General features: G+C 57.0%; 16 protein-coding genes. 5 read left to right on the top strand and 11 right to left on the bottom strand.

What is annotated here, in order from left to right:
• Nucleotides 1-261: 261 nt before the first annotated feature.
• Entirely contained in the window at nucleotides 262-1,833 is a 1,572-nt protein-coding gene (locus tag XH92_RS35830) for a porin (protein WP_194456319.1), read from the bottom strand.
• A gap of 167 nt (nucleotides 1,834-2,000) precedes the next feature.
• Between XH92_RS35830 and XH92_RS35835 the strand changes: the two genes are divergently transcribed.
• Both XH92_RS35835 and XH92_RS35840 read left to right on the top strand, forming a co-directional pair.
• Nucleotides 2,001-2,282: a helix-turn-helix domain-containing protein gene (locus XH92_RS35835; protein ID WP_194456320.1), complete on the top strand. Its 282-nt coding sequence runs from the start codon at nucleotides 2,001-2,003 to the stop codon at nucleotides 2,280-2,282.
• Between the two features lie 169 nt (nucleotides 2,283-2,451).
• Nucleotides 2,452-3,360, top strand: a complete 909-nt coding sequence (locus tag XH92_RS35840) for a LysR family transcriptional regulator (protein WP_194456321.1) — start codon at nucleotides 2,452-2,454, stop codon at nucleotides 3,358-3,360.
• Between the two features lie 304 nt (nucleotides 3,361-3,664).
• Here XH92_RS35840 and XH92_RS35845 read toward each other — a convergent pair whose 3' ends face one another.
• The 3 genes from XH92_RS35845 to XH92_RS35850 all read right to left on the bottom strand — a co-directional run bounded on the left by XH92_RS35845 (nucleotide 3,665) and on the right by XH92_RS35850 (nucleotide 4,886).
• Entirely contained in the window at nucleotides 3,665-4,303 is a 639-nt protein-coding gene (locus tag XH92_RS35845) for a DUF2285 domain-containing protein (protein ID WP_246787898.1), read from the bottom strand.
• Nucleotides 4,251-4,445 carry a transcriptional regulator domain-containing protein gene (locus tag XH92_RS43350; RefSeq protein ID WP_246787900.1) on the bottom strand — a complete coding sequence of 65 codons (195 nt, stop codon included), beginning with the start codon at nucleotides 4,443-4,445 and terminating at the stop codon, nucleotides 4,251-4,253. Before XH92_RS43350 ends, XH92_RS35845 begins: the two co-directional genes overlap by 53 nt.
• A 168-nt stretch (nucleotides 4,446-4,613) precedes the next feature.
• Nucleotides 4,614-4,886 (bottom strand): DNA -binding domain-containing protein, encoded by a 273-nt coding sequence (locus tag XH92_RS35850; protein ID WP_194456322.1) that lies wholly within the window; start codon nucleotides 4,884-4,886, stop codon nucleotides 4,614-4,616.
• A gap of 628 nt (nucleotides 4,887-5,514) precedes the next feature.
• Here XH92_RS35850 and XH92_RS35855 point away from each other — a divergent pair.
• Nucleotides 5,515-5,796, top strand: coding sequence for a helix-turn-helix domain-containing protein (locus XH92_RS35855; RefSeq protein ID WP_194456323.1), 282 nt, complete (start codon nucleotides 5,515-5,517; stop codon nucleotides 5,794-5,796).
• A 788-nt stretch (nucleotides 5,797-6,584) separates the two neighbouring features.
• On the opposite strand, the gene XH92_RS35860 is transcribed toward XH92_RS35855, so the two are convergent.
• From XH92_RS35860 to XH92_RS35870, 3 genes are all read right to left on the bottom strand, one after another.
• Entirely contained in the window at nucleotides 6,585-9,065 is a 2,481-nt protein-coding gene (locus XH92_RS35860; protein WP_194456324.1) for a CaiB/BaiF CoA-transferase family protein, read from the bottom strand.
• A 640-nt stretch (nucleotides 9,066-9,705) separates the two neighbouring features.
• Nucleotides 9,706-10,491, bottom strand: coding sequence for an SDR family NAD(P)-dependent oxidoreductase (locus XH92_RS35865; RefSeq protein WP_194456325.1), 786 nt, complete (start codon nucleotides 10,489-10,491; stop codon nucleotides 9,706-9,708).
• Nucleotides 10,492-10,661: 170 nt separating this feature from the next.
• Nucleotides 10,662-11,954 (bottom strand): aminotransferase class I/II-fold pyridoxal phosphate-dependent enzyme, encoded by a 1,293-nt coding sequence (locus tag XH92_RS35870; RefSeq protein WP_194456326.1) that lies wholly within the window; start codon nucleotides 11,952-11,954, stop codon nucleotides 10,662-10,664.
• Between the two features lie 986 nt (nucleotides 11,955-12,940).
• Between XH92_RS35870 and XH92_RS42860 the strand changes: the two genes are divergently transcribed.
• Nucleotides 12,941-13,273 (top strand): hypothetical protein, encoded by a 333-nt coding sequence (locus XH92_RS42860; RefSeq protein WP_210345506.1) that lies wholly within the window; start codon nucleotides 12,941-12,943, stop codon nucleotides 13,271-13,273.
• Nucleotides 13,274-14,085: 812 nt separating this feature from the next.
• Here the strand turns inward: XH92_RS42860 and XH92_RS35880 are convergent.
• Nucleotides 14,086-15,414, bottom strand: a complete 1,329-nt coding sequence (locus XH92_RS35880; RefSeq protein ID WP_194456327.1) for an aspartate aminotransferase family protein — start codon at nucleotides 15,412-15,414, stop codon at nucleotides 14,086-14,088.
• A gap of 132 nt (nucleotides 15,415-15,546) precedes the next feature.
• The gene (locus XH92_RS35885; protein ID WP_210345507.1) at nucleotides 15,547-16,248 is read right to left on the bottom strand and encodes a hypothetical protein; all 702 of its coding nucleotides are present in this window, start codon (nucleotides 16,246-16,248) and stop codon (nucleotides 15,547-15,549) included.
• Between the two features lie 263 nt (nucleotides 16,249-16,511).
• Here XH92_RS35885 and XH92_RS35890 point away from each other — a divergent pair, with 263 nt between their 5' ends.
• On the top strand, nucleotides 16,512-16,685 hold the full coding sequence (locus XH92_RS35890; RefSeq protein WP_194456329.1) for a hypothetical protein: 174 nt from the start codon (nucleotides 16,512-16,514) through the stop codon (nucleotides 16,683-16,685).
• Between the two features lie 242 nt (nucleotides 16,686-16,927).
• On the opposite strand, the gene ectB is transcribed toward XH92_RS35890, so the two are convergent.
• Together ectB and XH92_RS35900 are read right to left on the bottom strand one after the other, a co-directional pair.
• On the bottom strand, nucleotides 16,928-18,190 hold the full coding sequence (ectB, locus tag XH92_RS35895; protein WP_194461585.1) for a diaminobutyrate--2-oxoglutarate transaminase: 1,263 nt from the start codon (nucleotides 18,188-18,190) through the stop codon (nucleotides 16,928-16,930).
• 486 nt (nucleotides 18,191-18,676) lie between these two features.
• The gene (locus XH92_RS35900) at nucleotides 18,677-21,130 is read right to left on the bottom strand and encodes a CaiB/BaiF CoA-transferase family protein (protein WP_194456330.1); all 2,454 of its coding nucleotides are present in this window, start codon (nucleotides 21,128-21,130) and stop codon (nucleotides 18,677-18,679) included.
• Nucleotides 21,131-21,938 lie beyond the last annotated feature (808 nt).

Genomic DNA, 21,938 nt, shown 5'->3' on the forward strand with positions numbered 1-21,938 from the left:
ACCACGTCGTTGCTCGCCATCAGCGCTTCCGTCCTCCCGCTCCCGCGCGCAAGCGCCCTGACGCACCGCCGCGACAATCCCGTTGCTGCCTGACTTTCAAGCGTGATCGTCCTGCGGCGGATAAGCCAATTTGGTTCCAAAACGACTCCGCTGGCGAGCGGAGTCTCTTGGATTTGTAGTTCGGCCACGAGCCCATCAGGCGTCGCCCGGAAGCTCGCGGAGCGTTTTACGCTGTCCCCTTCCTACGCCTGTCGCAAAAGATCACCAATTTCGCTGAGCCCGGAGCAGCATGGTGACCGTGCTCTGATCCTTGAGCTCGTATAGAGCGCTGGGCTTGGCGATGCTCGATTGCAGCGGCAGTGTCACGACGCTGCCGTTCGCATATTTCTGATCGAGCATCGTGTAGGCTATGTCGGCTGAGAACGTCAGGTTCTTGACCGGCGTCCAACGTGTGATGAGGCCGACGGCTCCGTAGTTGAAATCCGGATTACAGCCAGCAAGACCGCTCGAGAGCGACAGGCCCGCAACGAAGGCTCCGCAGATGTATGCTTTGGCCGTGCCGTTGTACCGAACCGCCGCCCACCCGCCATAGAGCCCCGTATTCCAGTATGCATCCCAATTATGGGTGTAACCGGCTCGGAAGCCGTAGGTCGTGGTCAGCTCAAGTTCACTGCCGGCCACAAAGACAGAGTCCGACAGACCCGCTAGACCGAGGCTCTGATAAGCGCCGCCGATCGCCGTACCGCCATACATGGCGTAGGTGGTCGACATGTTCTCATTGAAGTCATAGCGGCTCGCACCTCTGGTATACACGCCCGACATGTTGATTGTGTCACCTGGTCCGGTCGGAATGTTCTTGATGGAGAGGGCCAGTTGGGCCGCCCAGCCCCATTTGTCGCTGGGATGGCCGGTCGTTTCGTCAGCGCCATAATAGGCAGCATGGTTATCATGCGCCGCAACGGACGCCTGGAACAGCCCCCAAGCCTGGTCGACGCGCAGCATCGCGATAAAGTCGGGGGTGGCCGTGCCGGCGATATCGCTACCGCCATATGCGCCCGTCGCAAGACCTGCGGCGCTCGCAGCACTCACGTTCCAGACATTCGTTGTGGCATGGGCGACCTGATCCTGAGCCGAGATGGATGCGGTCACGCCTTGGCCGAAATCTGCCGTGTAAGTGAACTGGTTTACGCCCGTGACCCAGCCGGTGCCGCCGGGCAGGTCATCGTAATTGTTGGCAGGATAGTTCGTCCACGGCACCGAGAACTGCGAGATCGCCTTTCCCATAGTGAAGCCGGCGAACTGGATGAATGCGGAGTAGACGCCGATTGTACCGGCCGCGACGGCGCCCGGGTTGGCGTTATTTGGTGCCTGAACCCCGCCAATCGATGAGTAAACGGTCGCACCTGTCCCGGCGCCGCTATAGGTCGCATCGGTCCAGGTCATCCCTGTCTCGAAGAAGGTACGAAGCACACCATATTCGGTTGCGGTGCGCGTATCGATATTGAGGTCTCCGCGGGAGCGGGAAGTATATGCATTGCCGAGGCGGGTCCGGGCGCCGGCGACCCCGTTATAGGCCGGGTCGAAATCACTGTTGCTGTTCACGACCAGGTCGGTGCGCAGGTAACCGCCCAGTTTGACGCAGGTGTCCGTGCCTGGGATGTAGTAGAAGCCGGCGCCATAGAGCGAGCAGACCTTCACATACTCGACCGCCTTGGCCTTCAGTGGCAGATCCGCCGCTTGTGTGCCGCTGCACGCCATCAATCCTGCGGCAAAACCTAGAACGCCCCACCCAATCCTGCGCTTAAAATCAAAACAAGTAGCTCCGAATGTCATTGCCCCTCTCCTTGCCGGCCCTTGTGCGGCGGGGCGGAAGTAGCGGCAGGCAACAACCATTCGGTGACACACATCGAATAATTCGATCGAAACTTCCAGTTTAGTGATGCTTTATACCTTGGCTATAGCCAGTGGTTTGATGCCCATCGAAATGGCTGGCTTCGCGCATGAAAGCTCGTGCGCGTGTGGCCTACAATGTGCGCCGGATCCGTGTTGAGCGCGGCATTCCGCAAGAGCAATTGGCCTATGATGCCGGGATTGATCGCTCCTATATGAGCGGTCTTGAGCGCCAACAAGCCAATCCGACAATCGATCTCCTCGACCGCCTCGCTGAGACCCTGGACGTCGATCTGTCCCAGCTGTTCGTGAAGCCGTCCAAAGGTGCGCCGCCCCCTGGTAGTTTACCGAAAGGCCGAAAACCCAAGCCGTCACGCCGCAAGAGGTCCTAGCACCTCCTTGCGGAAGCAAGGTTTTGACGCAGTCCCAGTTTTGGGTCCGACCGCATATCTAGGCGGCCGGCACGCGCATTTTGTGCACAGCAGAGCCTTGATACGCGGCAACCCCGCTATGGACATCGAATAATGTGATGGATGTTCATTCCGGCGGCCGGAGCAGAAGATGGCGGCTCAAGACGATGAAGTCCCTTTGAATGCCATCCGCGCTTTTGTCACCGTCGCACGCGAAGGCAGCGTGACGCGCGCCGCCGGCACATTGGGAACAACGCAGAGCTCGGTCAGCCGCTATTTGTCCGTCTTGCGGGACTATCTTGGTGCCGACCTCATCGAGCGGCGCGGCCGGCGGAGTGACTTGACCGAGTTCGGACGGCTGTTTGCAAACGCGGTCTCAGAACCGCTCGAGACGATCAGCTTCACCGCGAAAAGAATGCGGCGGCGTGCCGGCATAGGCACTAACCGGATTGTCGTCCGCACCTCGCTATCGACCTTTGCTTTCTCGCTTCTGATTCCAAATCTGCAGGCGTTTTCTGCTGAGACGGGTGGCGTCATCGTGGACGTCATCAGTTCGCTGGCACCACCGACATCTTCGGATGATTTCGACATCTTGATTACACGAGATCTCTCTGTCATCGAGCCCGCCGACAGCTGGGAAATCTACAATGAGGAGCTGGTATGCGTGGGTCCGCCAAATCTCGTTGACGGCAGAGAGCTCTCCATCGTCCGCTCGACACCGATCCTGAACATCACATCTCGGCCCGACATTCTGCCGACATGGCTGAGGGCGATGAACCTGTCCTCAAACGACATCAAAGCGGGCGCTCGGTATGATCACAACTATCTTGCCCTACCGGCGGTCATGACAGGAAAATGCCTTCTCGTCGCGCCCGAAATCATCGTCAGCGATCTCGTGCGTGGAGGCGTTCTGCAGATCCTACCGGGATCGCGCACGCCAAGTGGCATGCAATATCGCGCCTATGCGGTGGACCGCAGCGAGCATCCGGAAATTGCACGTTCCTTTTGCCGATGGGTCGCTCGTCTTTGCAAGAAGGCGGCGATCGCGCAGGCCGCCTAGCATGTCCTCCTCCCTCAACCAGCCAGCGGGAGATCGATGCATTTTCCGCCATTCAAATCGAGCGCATGCAGCCGAGAAACAACCGAGCAACTTGGCCGGTCACTTCTTCGGGCAATGATAGTACCTCCAGTGCCGCGGTCAACCGACGACAAAGTATGCTTGAAGAGGATCGACCGCATAGACCGGACCCAACTCCAATCGTTTGATGCCGGAACGCGTCTAACGAGCACGCGGCCTCGCTGCCCCAAAAGACGGCAGTGAATATTAAGTCCATAGCCATATCACCGACTCGTCAGCCGAGACCTCAGGACCTGTCACCCCTGCCTTTGCCCTTGTGAAGCAATGCGCGGCAGCGAAGGCGCATGAGGCGTCGCCCCATCTTGACAAGTCTGATCGTTCGGCTGCGCAGATCATGTGTTTTCCAGCCTCGCCCGGAAATACGATCCCTTCCAAACAGGACTTGCGCGATCTGCCGATAGCTATGTCCTTCCTGCCATCCATCCAGAGCACGCAGTGCGAGAATGAGCTGCCGCCGCCGAAAAGCCGGTAGCGCCAGAGGCGATGCTCCGAGCGGCCGATGCTCAAGCGCGAGCCAAAATCGTTGCGCGGCTCGCACGCGAATCTCGAAACCAGCGTCGAGCGGCAGATCGAGGGCAATGGCAGACCCGCGCGCCGGAAGCTCGCTTAGCCACAAGCGATGCTTCGCGCCGCCGAGCGGCACGATGGCATGCCATCCGTCCGGCGCGCGACGAACCTCGCTATGCGGCAGGTTTACGAAATCAAGCTGGTGCCGTTTGGGCGCAGCGCTGCCAGTCGTCCGAACAGGTATTACGGTGGACAGCACTTCGGGTGCCCAAAACACCACTTCCTGGTCGAACGACTTTTCCGGATCAGCTGGAAAACGATAGCCCCCACTTCCGTCGAAAGCGCTCCGTTGTTGCACTGGAGCGTCCGCGGCGGGACAGTATCGCATAGTCTTTTTGGTAATCGGGATCCCGCCGGAGCCACTCCCAGGCCAGATCGGCAGCTTCTGCATTCTTAAGGCCGCTATAGGCTTCCTCGGATCTCCAGTCATAACCTGGCATTGCACTTCTTCCCCGCGAGTTCTTCAATGCGAGGAATTGCAGCCAATGATTGTGACGATTTCCGGTTGCGCGCGTGCACAGCGCGCGGGGTCCATGCAGTTAGTCGATGGAACGATCACCTTTTTCGATTGCAGGGAGCCCTCACGCCGATGCCGGATATCGCCCTATTCATTTCTTCGGCCAACCGTGACGCAGCAGATCACGATAGCCGCGACCTGCTAGCCATTTGGCGCGAGCCAGATGACTATCGAAGGTGCGGCGTGCACGATCCGGTTCAAGGGCCGGATCAAGCCCAAGCACAATGCGCGCGACCTCACGCCAATCGGCCTTGTCAGCCTCGGCATCCAGAAGCCTCATGTAGGTAATTGCGTGCTCCTCGTCATATGACGTGAGCTCGTCCGCGCTGGGCGCCAAATCTGCTATCTTCGGACCGGTCGGCACTGATTGACGCTCCTACAAAGCTGAAAACTCTATCGAAATCTGAACAATGGTAACGAATTCGGGAGCATTTTAGTACCGCTCGAAATGTCGCGGTGCCAGGCCCTTTTTGCCCAATTGCCATAACTGCGATTGTCTATCCACGAGGGGATGACGACGTTGCTCCATTGGGCGGATCTGCCATTTCGTTGATGCGAACTTGCTCGCACTGAGGATGGAACTGATCGGCAGTCTGCGGTCCCAATAATCTCTTCTTGCCTTGAACATGCCAGAACAAGAGACCTGTGGTTTGACTGGACCGCCCGCTGAAAGGACCGACCAGGATCCAGCCCAGGGATTGAGATTTCGAGCCCCAGCCGAATAGTTCCCCAATCTGGCCCGCTGGAAAGGACCGCGACATGTGTGGCTCGTGATCACGGCTCGTACGAGTGGCTGACGATCGCGCCGCGAGTAGGCTCATCACAGGTCGACGGCACTCGAAGCTAGCAAACCTGGCAACCTCTGCGTCCAACGTCTGCGATCTCGTTGAAGCGACCGCGCAGCAAACCCCATCTGGATGGGCGGCGAGCTTATCGCAATAGTCTGGCTATAACCAGTGGTTTGATAACCGTCGGAATGGCTGCCTCGGCGCATGAACGCTCGTGCGCTTGTGGCCTGGAATGTGCGCCGGATCCGTGTACATCGCGGCATTCCGCAAGACCAGTTGGCTTATGATGCAGGAATTGACCGCTCGTATATGGGCCGCATAGAGCAGCAAAAAGAGAATCCCACGATTGATCTTCTCGACCGTATCGCCGGAACCTTAGGTGTACATTTGTCCGAATTGTTCCTTGAGCCGGCCAAGGGCACGGTCCCTCCCAAGCCTTTGTCCAAAGGACGCAAGCCGGCCCGCCCTAATCCGAACAAGCGGTAGTGCAACGAGACGGCTGGCGTCCTAAGACACTCATCTCGACGGATCGCGCGAGAGCAAACACACTGCGCATCACACCGCTGCGGCTTGTCTATCTAAGAGCACGCTTAGAGAAAACCTTAGTCTCAAGCAGCCACTTAATGGTTTGCGCGTGCGGCGTAAGTGTCGTTCCGGAGATGCTCTACTTAACTTGGGCTTCAAAGTACGCCGCTTTTGGCGGGCTTAGAGCGAAAGCCTAGGCACGGTTCATTCGCCAGAGCGCATCTTCTTGAGCGGTGAGGTCGGAATAGCGATCGGGCCATGCAAGCGGTACGCGAAGCACCGAGCTCCGATCGAGCAATCGGCATCTGACAACGAAACGCGGGCGGCCACGGCAAATGAGTGCTCGTCGGACCCTCCCATCTAGAGGGGATGACATTTTGCGTCTCGAAGCTATCAATGCCCTGCTCGAAAGGAGGCCGCTGGCACAGGTGAAGCAACTCGTCTGTCCGTTCTTTCCGCTCCGCAGCGCATGCTAGTCTGAAATGATTCGGAGCATAAGCCGTGACTCGGGTTCTCACGAATGGCACGAAATGGTGAAATGGCGCTCCGGACTATGGTTGTTCACGCCAATTCATTCGCGTGCGCACGAGTTCGAATGATTGCGCTAGATCCCAATGCGGCTTAACTGCTGCAGTCATCGCACAATCAAGGCTCCTCGTTACCTGGCACAACAATCAGTTCTCTTGGTGGCCAATGCAGGAAGAAAATCGGACTTCGACCAACATCCGTCGATCACGCGCAAACGCAAGCTACACCATCGAGGTTTCTAGAGGGCGCCGTCTTTCTTTCTGTTCCGCTTCCGAGAGCATTCTCGTGCCAATGATGCCCTTGCTCGCCAGATCTGCGATTTCGGCCTCACAGAGCCCAAGAAGGCCTGACAGGACCTCTCGGTTATGCTCTCCGAGGGTCGGCGCCGCCCGGCGAATCGAATGGGGATGCTCACCCTCGCGAATCGGAATCGATGGTTGCGGATGCGGGCCTATGAAAGCACGTTCGATCTCTTGGAAGAATCCACGAGATATCAATTGCGGGTCCTTTAGCAGGTCAATTGGCAGGCGGACCACGCCGGCTGCAACCCCGGCGGTCTGCAGCTCAGACATCGCCTGATCTGCCTCACGCGCGCGCGTCCAGGACTCGATGCCGCTCTCGATTGTATCCTCTATCGTGCGGCGACGTTCCGCAAGCTTTAGCATGGGGTCCATCGCCCAGTCTGCTCGGCCGATAGCCGTCGCAAGTCTTTGCCACATGCTCGTATCGGTAGCGGCCAGCGCGATCCAGCTGTCCTCCCCGGCACACCGGAAGCAGCCGTGCGGCACGAATTGCGGATGCCGATTGCCATACCTTGTCGATGTGCCACAAAGCGAGTGAATGATGATCCATGGAGCGGCGAACGGCATCATGCATTCGATCTGCGCGAGATCAATGAGCTGTCCCTGCCCCGTCTCGCGCGCGTGGATCAATGCCACAAGAACTGCAGCGCAGCCATTCAAACCGCCTACAGCATCCCCGAAAGCGACATGGCTCATCACCGGCGGCCCATTTGCGGCTCCCACCACGCTCGGCAGCCCCGACCCTTGCTCCAGGGTCGAGCCGTAGGCTCGGCAATCGCGATAAGCGCTTTTCGCGCCAAAGCCTGACATCGACATCACCACCAGGCGCGGGTTGAGCGATCTGAGTACCTCGGAGCCAAGCCCAAGTTTTGGCAGCACGTCGACGGAATAATTGTCAACGACGATGTCGGCGCCTGCTATTAGGCGCTTGGCAAGCGTGAGGCCTTGGGGGCTGGTCAGATCGAGCGTGACGCCGCGCTTATTGCGATTCATCATGCAAAAGCGCAGCGTCTTTTCGTGCATTTGGTTGTTTACGTAGTCCGGGCGCCGATCAACACCGCGCCACCAGTCCGGATACTGGATAGCCTCAATCTTGATAACATCCGCGCCCAGGTCAGCAAGCGTTCGGGTACACAGTGGGCCCGCCCAGCCCATCGAAAAGTCGATGACGCTAATTCCTTGCAAAGGCTGTTCGGGTGGCACGTTGCAGCCGGGCAGCGACTTCGGTGCTGGGCTTGTGGAGCTCGCTCTGGCGTTAGCGAAAGCCTGCCGCTCGCCGACAGACGGAACCTTTCCGCCACGCCGCGGCGGTGTCAATGTCAGCCGCTGCATCGAGCCGGCCGTTAGCCCTCTCTCTTTACCAAGCAGGAGGGGTACAATTGCACCACGCTCGAACTTCTCCTTGTCCTCCAGGAGATCCGAAATTTCCGGTACGGGAACTATCGGGATTTTGCGCCGTAGTCCTTCCGCAAACCACTGCTGTGCCGTCCGATCCTTAAGCCTTGGGATGAACAGTCGTTCGATCCGCTCTGTATGGTTCAGACGATCGGCGCCGAGCACCAGAGCTGGATCATCACGCAGCTGCGGAAGGTCGAGCATATCGCAGAACGCACGCCATTGTGCCGGAGTGATTGTCGTGACGCCGAGCCAACCTTTCTTTGTTTCGTAGATGCCGGCCGGAAAGTTAGGCCAGAATCGATTAACGCCGATCCGGCGCGTCCCTTCGCCTCGCGCAAATGCTTCGAACAGTTGATATTCGCTGAGCGTGACACATGCTTCGAATGTGCTGAGCAAGTATGACCGACCTGCTCCGCTCCGCATTCGCGCAATGAGCGACGAGGCTGCGGCGATAAAGCCCCACAGGCCGGCCAGGATACCGGTCTGGAAATCCGGCGCGTGCAGAGGCGGCCCTTCGACCGGCCCAGCCAGCTTGATCAGTCCGGCGAGGGCGCGGACGATCGTATCGCTCGCCGCGAACCTAGCATAAGGACCCTCCCGCCCGAACCAGCTCGCTTTGAGGTAGATCAAGCCTCGATGGCGCTTTTGGATTGTAGCGACATCAATGGATGGGCACTCCGCGCAACCAATCTCGCGGCCATCGAGCAGAATGTCGCTATCTTCAATCAAGACCGTCAATCGCTTAATCGCCTCCGCATCGGCAGGATCAATGATAACGCTTGACTTGTTGAAGTTCAGGAACGCGAACCACGCACTCTGTCCCCCCGCGGTCAGCGGAGCACTACCACGAAGAGGATCGCCAGCCGGCGGCTCGATCTTCCACACCTCGGCGCCAAAATCAGCAAACAGCCGCGCGCAATAGCTTGATGCAGCTGAGCTACCAATCTCGACGACCCGCAGCTGCGACAACGCCTCGCAGGACGTCTCCCTCTCTTCTGCCATACCGATACTCTGGACCTTTCTCAGCCGGCGGCGCGTCGGGCTCCAAGGGACCACATCGCTCAGGAATCTCCCGCACACTGACCCTAGGTGGGGACGGCGGTGCTTGCATGATGAATGCTTTCTGCTCTCATCTACTTTGCTTCACCGATGATCCCTCGACCGACGTGCTGCTGCGAACAGGAAGCTCCCACAGATAAAGCAAGGACCGTGCCGGTGAGGACTGAGGCGAACGGAGTCCTCTTCGGAATGACAACACAAAGATTTTGCTTTTCGGAGAATACTATCTCACGCACTCGCGACGGCGCAGCTGCGCTGTATGCGCTGATTCTGCCTGACGCAAAATAACGATCTGACCGGCCTACGCCTTTACAAGTTCAGCATCTGTGGCCCACGCACGACTCTGCATCTTCTTCGCAGCATTCCTGTTTCGAAGACTACATGAGTAGGAATCACGACGAGGAATGCTCCGTTTCAACAGACGCCCAATGCTGCTCTACTTCAAGCCGGGAGGTCGCATACCAGCCAAAGCAGCCGCGCGTTCACACCTGACGGGTGTCGTAGAACGTCTAACTCGGCTGATCGGACCAAGCCTAAGCTGCCGCAAAAAGAGCAGACTACCGCGTCAAAATCGCCCCTTCGGCTAGGCGCCAAACTCGCCACCCGTGATATCGATCGTCGCTCCAGTAATGAAGCTTGCCATCGGCGAGGCCAGAAAGGCAGCGAGGTGCGCGACTTCTTCGCCCCTTCCGAAACGACCGAGTGGAATTCGGCTGAGGGCCGAACGATTGGCCGCGGATTCTGCTGGTCCAGTTAGGTCACTGAGAACTCGCCCCGGGGCAATACAATTGACCGTCACTCCGTAAGGAGCGAGGTCTCGCGCGGCAGCGCGGGTCAATCCGATCAGTCCCGCTTTCGAAGCAGCATAATGCGGCCCTGCGATCAACGGCACCGCACGACCCGCTAGAGAGCCGACGTTGATGATGCGTCCATAGCCGTTTGCCATCATCGATGGCGCCAGGAGACGTATAAGATTGAATGGGCCACCGAGGTTGACGTCTATGACTCTTGTCCATTCTTGTGTCGACATCTGCGAGAACCAGGGGACCTTATCATCCACCCGCTTCGGAGAGATGCCCGCATTGTTCACCAGCGCCGTAATTTCGCCCCAGCATCTTCGGACCTGATCAACAAATAGGTTCACGTCGTTTTGCCGAGTGACGTCGACGACGCCTGCGCAAAGCTGTTCTTCTGGACAGCCGAGGATCTCGAGCGCCCGCTGCACATGCTTGGCTTGCGTCGCCACGAAGGCCACCCGATAGCCATCCGCCAAGAACCGGCGTACAATCTCAAGTCCGATCCCGCGTGCTCCTCCGGTCACCAATATGACGCGCTGATCCCATTTGGTCTTCGGCTCACCGATTACCATGGCTCAAGACGACCGAAAGGAGTACCATCCGTCCCCTATTAGCGCGCCGAGAGTCGCTTTCGACCTGGAACAGGGCTCCAGCGATAAACAAATTCTCATTTTCATTACCTATTCGCTTCTGATACCGTTACGCGGCCGTTATGCTCAATCGCCTTATCGGTGAATGGCCGTCACTGAGCCGACGGCTCGGGCGCTTCCTTGGAGTCAACTATGGCCCGGGGGACCCTTTCCAAAATGTAATCACACAACCGTTCTATGTCGCGAACTTCATGATCGGCCGTAATACACACCCGAACGCCCGCCTTTCCTTGCGCAACGGTGGGAAAGAAGATGACGGAGGTGTAAAAGCCCGCATCGAGGAGCTCTCGTGCGAGTTCAATTGCCTTCGCTTCCGATCCCATAGCAACCATTCTGATCGGAAGCGAATTGGCTTTCTCTGGGGTCTGTACACGACGATCAAACACCTCGATACGTTGTGTCAGCCGCATCTGACGTTCGGCAAGCTCTGCTGAGCGATGAATTTTGCAAGAGCCAATCGCCGCGCCAACCGCTGCCAAATTCGGTCCCACCGAAAACGCGTAGGGAATAGCGAACCGCCGAAACAACGCTTCCTGCTCGGCCGTTCCCAGCATCAACATGCCGCCTGAGGCACCAAACCCCTTGGCCAGCGAGGCTGCTATGATCGTACGGTCCCCCAAGGTTCCAGGGAACTGAGTGCGCGCGAAGCCTTCACCCCGGCGTCCGAACAGCGAAATGCCGTGAGCATCGTCAATGTAGAGAAACAGCCCAAAACGCTCCTGGAGGTCACGAAGCTCCTTGATGGGCGCGTTTCCTCCCATCGAATAAACACCGTCGCAGACATAGGCGACTAATTGGTGCTCACGGCACAAGCGTTCGAGAGCGTCAATATCGTTATGTGCGATTGTTTCCACTCGCGTTTCATCAGCAACCACGGGCTTGTGATATGCGAGCGAGACATGCGCGATCCGATCGAACACAACCACCGGTTTCACGCCATCGGTCAAGAGGCCAGAAGCCAGAATAGGCATCGCTCCCAGGTTGGCGAGCATAACAGTTGAAAAGGCTAGCACCCGTGCACCGAACATCTCCGACATAGTTGCCTCCAGCTCAGCCAGCAGATCGAAATTGAGCCGTGTTCGCGCACACGACCAGTGCAATGACCCATGAGCCTCGATGGCCTCGATCGCGGCAGCCACGATTGCAGGATGATTATCCAATCCCAGGTACGAACACCGCACGAAATCGACTACCTCGGGTCGGCCGTCAAGTGGACCGATACCTAACGCAAAGGTGCGTCCGATCGTCGACCGGCCTTGAACAGCCATCAGACCAGCGCTGTGCGCTGCATCAAAATATGACCTGCTCTTGTTGATGACGTAAGCAGTGTTCCGAAAGTGCCCGCTTGGACGATCATCATCCGAGCCCGCGCTCTGCCGTCCCATTTAGTTCTCCATTCCATCTGTCAAGCGTGTGCACCAAACCAATCATTAGGCGCGGATAAGCGTTGACGAATTCGGGCTGCGTCCACGATTTTTACATCTCGAGGAACAGCCCGAGCGGCTCTTATTAGCTCAAGCGAACTAACACCAAGCCGTTCGCTTTTGGCAGCTACCAAATCAAACGGGCCGACCACGCGGCCGCGCTGTTGTCGATGTCGTTAAGTATCGACCGGATACCTTCAACGAAGATCCTGCGGACCAGCGCTCGATCGAACGCAGGTGTCGCGCGTCATCGAGATCTGCCACTGCGTCGCCAAGGATGCTCCCTCCTTGGATAGACGAGGAAAAGCGAATGCGGCAGTAACGCATCACCGAAGACTTGCTGTGCAGTGATCCACAGGGCAAGAGATAAAGAAACTGGGCGAGGTGACTGAGATGTTTCGCCTGAGAACGGGCGGGTGGGGCCTTACGCGGATTCCGCGACAGCATGGCTGGAGCCATCGCACGGGATAGGATTAAGTGGCGGTGCGTGGGGTGAAGCCATACAGGTCGCGGGGGTAATAGCGTCTCGACGCCCTCAAGGGTTGGTCGCGCGAGAGGCTCACTCGGCAGCGCGGCAATGCCGACATGGTACGGTAATAGGTTCTGGCCGAGACAGAGCGACAATCAGCTGGCGAACGCCGCACGTGCAGTGCAGCCCAATCGTCAGGCGCTGAAAACGGAAGCACCGATCCCCAACCTGGTTTGAGACGCCACCGGGCCGGCAGCTGCAGATCGCTTCATTGCGCGCCTTGTCGATATCGGAGGAACGACGGTCAGACCAATCGTTCGTTGCGACGGATGTACACTAGCGACTGCTCTATGTGCGTGCGTTCCGGGACATGAGGCAGAAGCATTGGTCGCGGGCCTCGAGAGCGCCTTCAACGGTGTGCTGGTGAAAGTGCCGCTGGATATGGCTCAAGCGCTAGTGGTGAGCACGACGCAGCGAGATGGGCGGTTCAAGTCAACTGAAAGCTGATTACATTCGTAAAACATTGAGCTTCCGTCCTGGCGCCTGCGCAGCAACAACTGATCCGCTCGATGAAATGCTGGTGCGATTTCCACTCTCCTGCATCCGCGATCAGCTCGACAGCCTGCTGGACGAGCCGGCGGACGCAAGCCTACCGAACCTGCCGTACGAGCGTACGATCGCAGAGAAGGAGTATCGTTGCATCGAAATGCTTCCCTTGGCGGAGCTTGCTGGCTTCGCCTTCGAGGTGTGGCCGCCGATCGATCCAAAGCGGCGCCGTGATCTTGCCGCCTCGCGTTGGAGAGCCAACTAGTCTCCGCCCGTCGGCAAAACGGTCCTGTACATTGCACTCAGGCGAGAGGTAATCTTGGCAGAGTACACGGTGCAGTTCACCCCAGCGATGACCCTAGTCGCTAGTGTCGCCAAGGCACACGGCGAGCCACGTCTGGACGAGAAACTACTCGCCTGCCAAAGCCAAAGCTGCTGATCGGCGACAGACTCGGCCACTTGTCGCGGGAACCCGACGGAGCGCATTTGTTCTTCCAGAAGAGTAGTCAGCGCTTTCAAATGACTCCATGCTGATCACGTCAACCGCAGCGTTGCCGGATGGGGCAGTGTTCGCCAATCGACCGCCTCGTCAAGCGGCCGCCTGAAACAACCGTCAAACTAGATCATAATGGTGGAAGCAGTTCTTCATGACGCGAAGGGAGGTAGTTCGAGATGGCATTGACGGGCAGACCTTAATATGACAGCTGGGAGGCCTGCAAATTCCACCTTTCTCGAACTCTTTCGACGAGAATTGCCTACATTAGCGTTCAAAATTCCAGCAACTGACAACAACCGTGCAACCATGCCCCAGCAATCCCAACTCCTTTGACGAGTGCGGAATAATGCGTGGCTAGATCTTCCCGGTTGAAGTAAACCTGCGCCGGCCGCTTTCACGACCGCATCAACACTCGCGATTAATCTGAGCCCGTGAAGCGTCCGGCATTCGATTTCTATATGCTCGCACGCTCTGGTCGCCGCACTTTCGATTAGCGAAAACGCCGAGCTTAACCCATTTGCAGTCTAGTAGACGAACGGGTCAATGGATTCTCAGACCCCAGGCGCACGAATCATGCTACCTCACGTCCATGATATTCGATGGCTGTCGAGAAAGCCTGCAAACACATCGATGATGAACTCAGCATCGGCACGATTCATCGGTGTTGACATCGAAGCGGCAGCTCCATAGGGCAAGATAACGCCGCTGCGAGCAAAAAAGTTCACAAGCTGCTTCATTTGCTTCGACGCATCCGGCGCAAGATAGGCCTCACGATAGTCATTCGGTGCTCGGGCCATCGGGTGAACGCGAAACAGCGAAGCGGCCCCCGTGACGCAAAACGGCGCCCCAAATTTTGAGATAGCCCGCGCAATCCCTTCCCGGACCATATTCCCAAGACCGTCCAGATGGACGAAGGCCGCACGGTCGAGATGCCGCATGGCGGCAAGGCCTGCCGTCATCGAAAGAGGATTGGCGGAAAACGTGCCGCCTTGTGGGAGCAATGGTCGCCCCGCCGATGCATCAAACACGCTCATCACATCCTGCCGACCGCCAATTGCTCCAATTGGCAGACCACCACCGATGATCTTCCCCATCGTAATCAGATCTGGAACGAGGCCATAGAGAACGGAAGCTCCCGCAAAACTTTGTCTGAGATTTAGAACCTCATCAGCAATCACCAAGACGCCATTCATACGAGCGGCTTCCTGAAGCGCCGCGATGAATTCCGGTTTTGGTGCAACAAGCCCTCCCCGGCTCGGCATCGGATCCACAATAACCGCGGCTAGGCTGTGCCCGTGGACGGACATTAAGTGGCGCGCGGCATCAGCATCATTGAACCTAAGGACGACAACTTCTTCCAGCACGCTCGCAGGCATGCCGCGGTAGAAAGGTGTGGACTCGGGGGCATTCGGATTCCCCCAGTTTTCCGGTGTCGCCGCAAGACCTACCTCTGCCCAATCATAGGCGCCATGATAGGCGCCTTCGAACTTTGCGATCTTCGAACGACCTGTGAAGGCCCGCGCAGCCTTGACCGCAAATAGCACGGCTTCCGTTCCGCTATTGACGAAGCGGACGCGTTCGACACGCGGTATGCGTTCGCAAAGCAATTCTGCGAGCGCTATCTCGCTATCTGTTGGATTTGCGAAGCAGCTGCCAAGCTGCAGTTGTCGGGTCAACGCTTCCACCACTGGCTCGAAGGCGTGGCCGTGGATTAACGACGTAAAATTCGCGTTTAAGTCGAGAAATTGGTTTCCGTCGACGTCGACAAGATAGCTACCTGATCCACGCTCGATATAAAGAGGAACGGGATTCCGCTCAATGGTTACACGCGACGTTCCATCAGGAAACACCAACTGCGCGCGAGCGAAGCTGCCCTTCGATCTATTCCCGAAATGCGACGCTCTCATCATCCTTGAGAAAATGCCCTCGTGTGCTATTCCAAGATCAAATATTGCGAGCCGCTATCAAAATTCAGACTATCTTGTCGGTGTTTCGATTTGATGGCCGCATCAGCGCTCAGCGCGATCAATGGAAACTGACGCTCACACCCCATTATTCGTATCGTAACGATCAACGAGGTGTTGCAGCTCCTCGCCGGTTAGCCAAATAAGTAGATCATCGTCTACAATTTTCTCTTCGACTAAATTCAGGATCGATCCACCTGGCTCGTGATGCACGTGTCCGTATTGAGCGAGCACCCCCTTCGCCGCCGTCCAACGCCCTGCGAGCCCGACCATAAAATCCGGCGCCCACATGGCTAACGACGCACCACGTAGTAATGCAGCCATCATCTCGGGCATGCCCTGCCCTCTAAAATCTCTGCGCAACCAGAAATCCCCGTGATAAGCCACCTTTCCAGTAATTTTCCTCGCGCTTGGCGCGGTACAACTGCAACGATCCTGAGGATGGGCGTGTGTTGCAGGATTAGCGTAGAATGCCTTGAGAGACTCAAGATGTTCGGCAAAATTGCTATCAGACAGGTCATACAGCCGAGCGGCCTCTACAAGCGCCACATCGTTATTCTTATCGAAACCTATCAGCCAATATCCATCACCTGATTTGATCGGCGAGCGATCTGGTCGGAAATTTGGGTATGTCGGCTTCTTAGTCGGAAGAGCTCTTGTAATTGAGACATACTTATGAAAATCGAATCCAATCGAAAGCTTGATACCTTTCTGAGCGGCTATATCGTCGTACACTCTAAGAAATCGCGAGACGTTCAACGGATTGACTACACTTTTCATAGTTGCAACTTGTCCTGTCCTGATCAATTGTGATTGGCTATACTGATGGTCAGCGTACAGCGTTGCAATGGATTGAGCTACTACCTACTTCGGTTAGGGTCGAGCGATGCTGTTGGGAGCGGCAACGAATGGGGTACCGCGCGACCTGCCACTAAACTCCATCCAGTGGCAGTTCTCGTCCTATCATTCGGCCCCAGCGAGGTCGGCGGCGTCGTTCGCAGGGCGAGGTGATTTAGCAACGCTTGGGCCGCCTGATATTGTAGTTGGCGAACTTGTCGCGGGGGTTCTTCGAGATCGGCGAGCAAGGTCTTGAGCAGCTCATCGCATTCGTCATTGATGATGCCAGCATCCGTTTTCAGGCGATGACGTATCCTTGCAAGTTAGCGTGGGTTTCAGCTGAATTCGGTGTATGGTCAGACGCGATCATTCTTGCCTAGCGTGCGACGATCGCCGTCGATGCTCGTTCCAAAGTCGACGATCTGGAACGACAACAATGCATTGCGGTGACTTCATATGACGCCGGGATGTGGAACTGCCGTCCGCTGACGAGCTGGTAACGCACAAGTTTTAGCTCGCTCAATAAGGAGCAGTTGAAGCGTTAATTCTTTTCCGTAGATTTAGTCCGCAACCTCATACTTGTTTTCTCGTAGGCCCATTTTTTACTAGGTTTTCTTTGACGTCACCACGACTTGATCTCCTTAAGAGCCTGATCCAATGCCTGCTCGAACAATTCAAGGCCTTGATCGAGCGTCTCACGATGGATCGTGAGCGCAGGCAGGAATTTCACGACCTGATCGACGGGCCCACATCGTTCGACGATCAGACCCTTTTCGAAGGCGCGGCGTGTCGTTGCTGCTGCGATTTCAGGCATTTGGCAGTCAAATCCGAAGGCCATGCCCCGGCCCCGAACCTTAAAACTGTTCCCGTGCTTGACTGCGATGGCCTCGAGCCGGCGTCGCATAACTTCTCCCAAGCGCAGCACCTCCTGCGCGAGGATCTCGTCTCGCCAGTAAAGATCTATAGCGGCCCTTGCAGATACAAGCGCAAGGTTATTGCCTCGAAACGTGCCCGTGTGCTCTCCGGGCCGCCACGCGTCGAACTCCTCTTTTATCAAAACCATTGATAGTGGCAGGCCATATCCGCTCAGGGATTTCGACATTACAACGAGATCTGGCGACAGGTCTGCAAAGTCGAAACTAAAAAACTGGCCCGTCCGGCCGCAGCCCATTTGGACATCGTCAATTATGAATAGCGCGCCAGCGCTCTTCGCTATTGCTTGAATTGACTGTAACCATTCCTTGCTGGCGACGTTTATGCCGCCTTCTCCTTGTACGGTCTCGACGAGAATGGCAGCCGGGCGATCGATGCCGCTACTCTCGTCCGTCAACACCTTTTGCAAGTAGTCCGCTCTATCAACACCAGGACCAAGGTAGCCATCGTAAGGCATGAATGTTGCGCCCGACAAAGCAACGCCGCTGGCTGAGCGATAAGCGCGATTACCGCTGGCGGCAATGGCGCCTAAGCTCATGCCATGATATCCATTCGTGAATGAGATAATATTTTGGCGTCCTGTGACCTTACGTGCGAGCTTGATTGCCGCCTCGATAGCATTGGCTCCAGTTGGCCCCGTGAATTGAAATCGGTACTTCAGTTTTCGCTTCGCAAGTATGACCGCGTTGAAGGTCTCCATAAACCGGAGCTTAGCGGGAGTTGCCAGGTCAAGACCATGGACGACAGCGTCTGATGCCAGGTAGTCGGAAATGGCTTCTTTGAGTTGATGATTGTTGTGGCCGTAGTTCAGCGCTCCAGCTCCGGATAGGAAGTCCACGACGCTTCGACCATCCTCCGTTAACATGATCGAGCCGCGAGCTCGACTGAACACGGCCGGGAATGAACGCGAATACGTTCGTACGTTTGATTCTAGCGCATCTAACGCTTGCATCTTGTGCGATGTACTAATCGCTCTAGCCATATATCACCTCTGCCAAAGCAAGTGACGAGAGCAAGCAAGGACTCGTCTGGGTACGCGATCTTCCTGACAACCCAAAGTACCCGAGACTCGGCGGCAAGGAAGCTATCAAGATACGTAGGGCTTTGCCCACCACAGTCATGCGCAAGTTGCGTTCTTGATCAATGAAATGCCGTTTGCAGGCTACAGACTTGGGATTCGCGGGTGATCGCTAGAATACACCCGCTAGATCGGCGTTGAGCGGCATCCGGCTAGCATGGGTTCGGGCCTGCTTCGCTAGTTCCCGCGCGTCACATTCATCACACTGGAGCGGTTGATTTACCACCTGCTCAAGCTTGCCAGCTCTTAAAAGAGTGTCAGCGGCTGAGGACGATAATGTTGTTTGAGAAAGCGCGATCCTGGAGGAGCGAAGATGGACCTTCGAGTATGCCCGATTCATGCGCCCCCAAGGCATCCGCCCTAGTTCGCGGATAGGTTCTTTTCCTTGGCGAGCTCTGCTTCGGACAACATCGATGTACCAATAACGCGATCTTTTACCAATTGCGCGATCTCATCGTCAGAAAGCCCGAGAAGCTCTGATAATACATCTCTGTTATGTTGTCCGAGAGTTGGCGCAGCTGTACGGACTAGATAAGGACCTGCGTTCTCCCGAATTGGCATCGATGGCTGGGGATGGACTCCGATGAAGGGGCGTTCAATCTCCTGCAGAAATGCACGCGAGCGAAGATGCCGATCCTTTAGTAGATCAATTGGCAAGCGGGCCACACCCGATGCGACTTTCGCCGCCTGCAACTCCGCCATGGCATCATCCTCATCGCGGGCGATGGTCCAGGCTTCGATGCTTCTCTCAATGTCATCTTCAATGGCTCGACGAGGCCCTGCAGATCTCAGCGATGCGTTCGTCGCCCAGTCTGTCCGACCAATGACCTTGGCAAGTCTCTGCCACATGTCCTCGTCAGTCGCAGCGACTATTATCCATTTGTCCTCCCCTGCACACCGAAAACAGCCATGCGGCACGAACTCCGGATGTCGATTGCCATATCTGCGCGGTGGCAAGCCGCCGATCGACTGAAGGGTGATCCATGGCGCAGCGAACGGCATCAGACATTCGATTTGCGCCAGATCAACGAACTGGCCTTGTCCGGTCCTGCGGGCGTGAATCAATGCAACTAGGACTGCCGCGCAGCCGTTCACCCCACCAACGGGATCGCCAAGAGCGATGTGAGTCATAACAGGTGGCCCATCAGCGCTTCCGATTACGCTGGGAAGTCCTGAACCCTGCTCGAGAGTTGAGCCGTAAGCTCGGCAATCGCGATAGACGCTGTTCGTCCCAAATGCTGACATCGACATCATCACCAGCCGAGGGTTAAGAGCCTTGAGTACATCGAAACCAAGTCCGAGTTTGCTCAGTACACCGACTGAAAAATTGTCGACCGAAATATCGGCGCCTGCCAGTAACCGTTTAGCAAGAGCGGTCCCCTGCGGATGCTTCAGGTCAAGTGTGATTCCACGCTTGTTTCGATTGATTATGCTGAAGCATGATGCCTTTTCGTACATTTTGTCCGTTACATAACCAGGACGTCGATCAAGGCCGCGCCACCAATCCGGATACTGGACGGCCTCGATCTTGATCACATCTGCTCCGAGATCGGCCAGTGTGCGCGTACATAAGGGGCCGGCCCAGCCCATTGTGAAGTCGATGACACGAACGCCCTGCAAAGGTTTTCGATCAGCATCGATACAGTTCGGCGCCTCTAATGCGAACGATGCATCTGTTCGATTAGGTACGTACGCCTGCTGTTCACCAGCGGCTGGCACTTTTCCTCCCCTGCGCGGTGGGGTCGATGTCAAGTGCAGCGCCGAACCGACAGTCAGTCCCGCTTCCTCGGCAGTTCGGACGGGCACGATTGCGCCGCGAGCCAGTCGCTCCGGGTCCTGAAGTAGATCGGATGTTTCCGGCACCGGCACGATCGGGATTTTGCGTGCCAATCCTTCCGCAAACCATTGCAATGCAGTCCGCGCTTCAAGCTTCGGGATTAACTGCCGTTCGATCTGTTCGATATTCTGCAGCCGACCTTCGTTGAAGGTTAGCGCCGGATCATCACGTAGTTCGGGCAGATCGAGCATGTCGCAGAATGCCCGCCATTGCTCCGGCTTGGCCGTGGTGACGCCGAGCCAACCGCACTTTGTCTGGTATATGCCTGTCGGAAAGTTAGGCCAAAAGCGGTTGATTCCGATCCGGCGCATGACGTCGCCCTGCGCAAAGGCCTCGAACATGAGATACTCGGTCAGGGTGATATTCGATTCGAAGATGCTGACCGACCACGACCGCCCGCCTCCACCCTGCGTTTGCGAAACCGCCGAGCTAGCCGCGGCGATAAAGCCCCAGAGACCCGCAACAATACCAGCCTGGAAATCTGGAGCGTGCAAAGGCGGGCCTTCGGCAGGTCCGGCCAACTTCACTAGGCCGGCTAGGGCTCGCACAGTGGAATCGGTCGCGGCGAATCCTGCATAGTGTCCCTCGGCGCCGAACCAACTAGCTTCGAGATGGATCAATCCCGGCCGACGCTGGCGGATTGGACCGATCTCCATGGACGGGCAACCAGCGGGATCAACGTCGCGACCATCGACCAAAATGTCGCAATCCTCGATTAGGGACGTAAGTAGCTGGAGCGAATTCGGCTCGGCAGGATCGATGATAGTGCTTGATTTGTTGACGTTGAGAAACGCAAACCATGCACTCTGGCCACCGCGCGTGAGTGGTTCGCTGCGCCGTATGGGATCACCGCTCGGCGGCTCGACCTTCTGCACATCGGCGCCGAAATCGGCAAACAGTCGCGCACAATAGCTGGTCGCGGCGGAGCTACCGATCTCGACGACCCGCAGATGCGACAAGGCTCCGACTGTGGTCATGTGCCGAACCGCAATTGACGGCGCGACCTGTACGGCCTGGATAGCCGTGCGCCGCCCGTTGACGTAGCAAGGAAGCGATATCTGGCATTGGCAATGTCTTCAGAGCGGCCACCAGCGTACTGACGACATTGCCGTTCTGAAACATAACCGAAAGCCGGACAGCACTGCGGTTGGTGCAGATCTCCGCGGCCCATCTTACATCCTATGCTTCGAAATTGCGACGTTCACTCGCTCACCCACTCCGAGGTAAACCACTAAGTTTAGCAAGACACCTACCAAATCAGAGAGGATCCCCGGGGGGGGCGCGCGTCCCGCCCAAGACGCACTGATGCAGGATCTCGTCTCGCATTCACGACTCGCTCCTTGTCCGAAACCAAGCCGAAATACTTTTCGAAGCTGCACTTATGCCAGCCCGTGACGCCAGCCATCATCAGCTCGGGGCTGCGGCCGTACCGTAATCAAAGGAGTGAGCGCCCATGCCCTCGACAACGACTCGCGAGAGCGAGACTATGCAGCTCCGCCTTTGGCCGCGCTCAGCTGTCGCGCGCCACGGAAACTGTCCCCTTATGTTGCCTCAGATGACAATGTTATCGAAGTACACCTTAGTGTCTCCCGAATCAGCCGCCGCGAGTCCGAACAAGCCGCTTGGGGAGCGCGCCCTCAAGAGCGCCGTAGAGGGCGAGCGGCTTGCTCGGATTGGGCGAATGAGTTTGTCGGGCTTAGGTACTAAGATACGGAGCTTGATCCGATAGTGTGGTTTCTGTGCTGCTGACCAGCTATCTAGCGGCCTTTGATCACCAATTCTTCA

Source organism: Bradyrhizobium sp. CCBAU 53421, assembly GCF_015291625.1.
GTDB lineage: Bacteria > Pseudomonadota > Alphaproteobacteria > Rhizobiales > Xanthobacteraceae > Bradyrhizobium.